The organism is Rhizomicrobium sp. (genome assembly GCF_056722145.1).
Window position 1 is genome coordinate 1 of record NZ_JBWZET010000393.1, and the last position, 3,834, is coordinate 3,834.

Annotated in this window: 3 protein-coding genes; all 3 read right to left on the bottom strand. The window is 64.1% G+C overall.

Annotated features, from left to right (window positions below; translation table 11 throughout):
- Positions 1-325: 325 nt before the first annotated feature.
- Entirely contained in the window at positions 326-709 is a 384-nt protein-coding gene (locus AC1P6P_RS20560; RefSeq protein ID WP_481404317.1) for an endonuclease domain-containing protein, read from the bottom strand.
- A 96-nt stretch (positions 710-805) separates the two neighbouring features.
- Positions 806-2,221, bottom strand: a complete 1,416-nt coding sequence (ntrX, locus tag AC1P6P_RS20565; RefSeq protein WP_481404318.1) for a nitrogen assimilation response regulator NtrX — start codon at positions 2,219-2,221, stop codon at positions 806-808.
- Positions 2,190-3,834, bottom strand: a 1,645-nt coding sequence (locus AC1P6P_RS20570) for a sensor histidine kinase (RefSeq protein ID WP_481404319.1), incomplete at its 5' end; no start/stop codon positions are given. The genes ntrX and AC1P6P_RS20570, both read right to left, overlap by 32 nt.

Genomic DNA, 3,834 nt, shown 5'->3' on the forward strand with positions numbered 1-3,834 from the left:
TCGCGCAAACAGCCGCCGGCAATGCGGCAGACCTCATAAATGGAATCGCCAAATTGCAGGCCGCGGTCCTCGACATGCACGCTCGCGGCGCCATGGGGCAGATAGCGGCCATCGACATAGGCGATGCGCCCGGGCGGCTTCCGCGGGGACCATTTCATGGGATGGGCCTTCATATTCATTCCCCCCTCCGGCCCTGACGGGCCTCCTCCCCCGCTATTTGATCAGTGTGCGGTGTTTCTGGTTGTGCACCGCGGGGGAGGAAAGATGGTGGTGCGGAGACTACTCTTTCCTCCCACGCGGTGTCGAAATTATAAGCCGCACGATTTCAAAATAGCGGGGAGGTGTCGCAAAGCGACGGAGGGGGGAGTGCTTCGGACAGCGTGTTCAGCACCTGACCGAGTTCCCGGTAGATCCGGTCGTTGCTGATCCGGATGACGTGCCAGCCGCGCGCGATCATATAGGCGTCGCGGCGTTGATCGTGGGCGTGACGCGCATCGCTGCCGTGTTGTTCGCCGTCGAGTTCGACGACCAGTCTGGCTTTCGAACACGCGAAGTCGGCGATGTAGGGGCCGATCGGATGCTGGCGGCGGAAGGCATACCCATGCGTGCGCCAGTCGCGAAGGCGTGACCAGAGGATGGTTTCGGCCTCCGTCATGTGAGCACGGAGGGGTTTGGCGAGACGGCAAGAACGGGCGGTGTCTTCCCGCATGAGCGATCCCCCCTCCGGCCCTGACGGGCCACCTCCCCCGCTATTTCATCAGTGTGCGGCGCATCGTTCGGTGCACCGCGGGGGAGGAAAGTTCTTTTATACCCCCACGCCCTCTCTGCCCGTCAGGTTCGAGCCGACGCCGAGGCTTTTCAGTTTTCTGTGCAGGGCCGAGCGTTCCATGCCGATGAAGGCGGCGGTGCGAGAGATGTTGCCGCCGAAGCGGTTGATCTGCGCGATGAGGTAGTCGCGTTCGAAGATTTCGCGGGCTTCGCGCAAGGGCAGCGAAATGACGAGGTCGCTGCGGCCGCCGCCGCCCCATTGCGCGCTGGCGCCAAGGTCGGACGGCAGCAAGTCGGCGGAAATCGCCTGGGCGGCGTCGTCGGTGGCGAGGATGAGCAGGCGCTCCACCACATTGCGCAATTGGCGGACGTTGCCGGGCCAGTTGTGGGCTTGCAGCACCGCCATGGCGTCGTCGCCGATCTCGCGCATCGGAAGGCCCGACGCAGCGCTGAGGCGCTTCATGAAATGCTGCACCAACAGCGGAATGTCGTCGCGGCGTTCGCTCAGCGGCGGCACCCGCAGCGGCACCACGTTGAGGCGGTGATAGAGGTCTTCGCGAAATTTGCCGGCGCCGATTTCGGTGCGCAGATCGCTCGAGGTCGACGAAATCACCCGCGCATCGACCTGCACCCGCGTGGTGCCGCCGACCCGCGTGAAGGTCTGGTCGACCAGCACGCGCAGCACCTTGCCCTGGGTCTCGATCGGCATGTCGCCGACTTCGTCGAGGAACAGCGTGCCGTTATGAGCGAGTTCGAGAAAGCCGATCTTGCGCGGGCCTTCGTTGCTTTCGACGCCGAATAGTTCGGCTTCGATACGATCGGGCTCCATGGTGGCGCAATTCACCGCGACGAATGCATTGCCGGCGCGGCGCGAACGGGCGTGGATCAGGCGCGCCAAGAGTTCCTTGCCGCAGCCCGGCGGGCCGGAAATGAAGACGCGGCTGTTGGTCGGCGCGATCTTCTCCACCGCCTGACGGATCTGCGCCATGGCGGACGATTGGCCGACCAGATCGGTTTCGTCGCCGGCCTTCAGCTTCAGTTCCTGCACTTCGCGTTTCAGCCGCGCCGATTCCAGCGCGCGCTGCACGACATGCAGCAGCCGATCGGCCTTGAACGGCTTCTCGATGAAGTCGTAGGCGCCCTTCTTGATCGAGCCGACGGCGGTCTCGATGGTGCCGTGGCCGGAGATCATCACCACCGGCAGATCGGGATGCTCGCGCTTGATGGTGTCGAGCACCTGAATGCCGTCGAGGCGACTGCCCTGCAGCCAGATGTCGAGCACGACCAGCTGCGGCCGGCGCTGGCGCACTGCATTGAGCGCGGTCTCGCTGTCGGCGGCGACCCGGGTCTCATACCCCTCGTCCCCGAGAATTCCGGCGATCAGGTCGCGAATATCCTCTTCGTCGTCGACGACCAGGATTTCAGACGCGAGAGGCAATCCGTGTTTGCTCATCGGTGACACCTTTTTCACGCACTTTTTTCTGTTTCAACGGCAGCACGAGCGATACGCGCGCGCCCTTGCCGTCTTCCGCGGCGTCTTGGAGGAGAACCTCGCCGCCATGGTCCTCCATGACTTTGCGCACGATGGCAAGGCCTAGGCCGGTGCCCTTCGCACGCGTTGTGACATACGGTTCGGTCAGGCGGTTGCGATGTTCCGCCGGCAGGCCGATGCCGTTGTCGGTAACCCGGAAAGCCAGCATCGTGTCGGTGGTTTCGATTGCGACCGTGATTTTTCCCGGCGTGTCGTCGCCCTTGTCGAAGCGCGAGGCGATGCCTTCCGTGGCGTTCTTGATGATGTTGGTCAGCGCCTGCCCGATCAGCCGGCCGTCGCCCTCGAAATAGATCATGTCCTTGGGCAGCTGGCTTTCGAAGGTGATCTCGGGATGGGCCTCGCGCTGGAGGAACAGCGGCTGCAACATCAGCTCCTGGGCGCATTCCTTGCGCATCACCGGCGTCGGCATCCGCGCGAACGACGAGAACTCGTCGACCATGCGGCCGATATCGCCGACCTGGCGGATGATGGTGGAGGTGCACTGCTCGAAGACGCCGTTGTCCTCGCCGATGACGTCGCGGTATTTGCGCTTCAGCCGTTCGGCCGAAAGCTGGATCGGGGTCAGCGGATTCTTGATCTCGTGGGCGATGCGGCGCGCCACGTCGGCCCAGGCGGCAGTACGCTGCGCCGAGACCAGATCGGTGATGTCGTCGAAGGTCGCCACGAAGCCGGTCGCCTGCGGGCCGTGTTCGGATGCCACCTGCACCGACAACTGACGCGTGGTGGTGCCGCGCTTGACCGTCGCCTCGCCCGACGAGCGGCCGACCGGTTCGCTGATGGCACGCCGGATCAGCACCGCCAATTCCGGCACCGCCTCGGCATAATGCTGGCCTTCCAATTCTTCCGGAGCGGCATTGAGCAGGCGCGCGGCGGCGCGATTGATGATGGTGATCATGCCGTCGGCATCGACGCCGATCACGCCGGCCGAAACGCCCGCCAGCACCGTCTCGGTGAAGCGGCGGCGTTCGTCGAGCTGGCGATTGACGGCGATCAAGGCCTCGCGCTGGGTGTCGAGCTGCCCGGTCATGCGATTGAAGGCGTGGCCAAGATTGGCGAGCTCGTCGTCATCCTTGGCGATCACCACCTGGGCCTTCAGGTCGCCTTCGGAGACGCGCTCCGCCGCTCCGATCAGGCGCGAAATCGGCCGCACGATGCGATTGGCGGCCCACAGACCAAGCCAGATCGCCGCCAGCAGCACGACCAGCGCCACCGCCGCGTAAAGCCCGGCAAAGATCAACTGGACGTTGGAACGACTCTCTTCCAGCGAATGGTATTCGGCGATGACGTCCTGGGTGTGCTGGTAATAGCCGAGAATCTTGGGATCGACGGTGCGAACCACCAAAAGATAGGCGTCGTTGAGCGCCTTCAACTGCACCAGCGCATGCACGATGCCGTGTTCGGAATCGCCACCAAACACCACCTTACCGGCAGTGGCGGCAGCAAAATCATCGCTGGTCGGCACCAAAGCCGAGGAATAATCGACCGGCAGGCCTTTGATCGCGACCGAGCTGCCC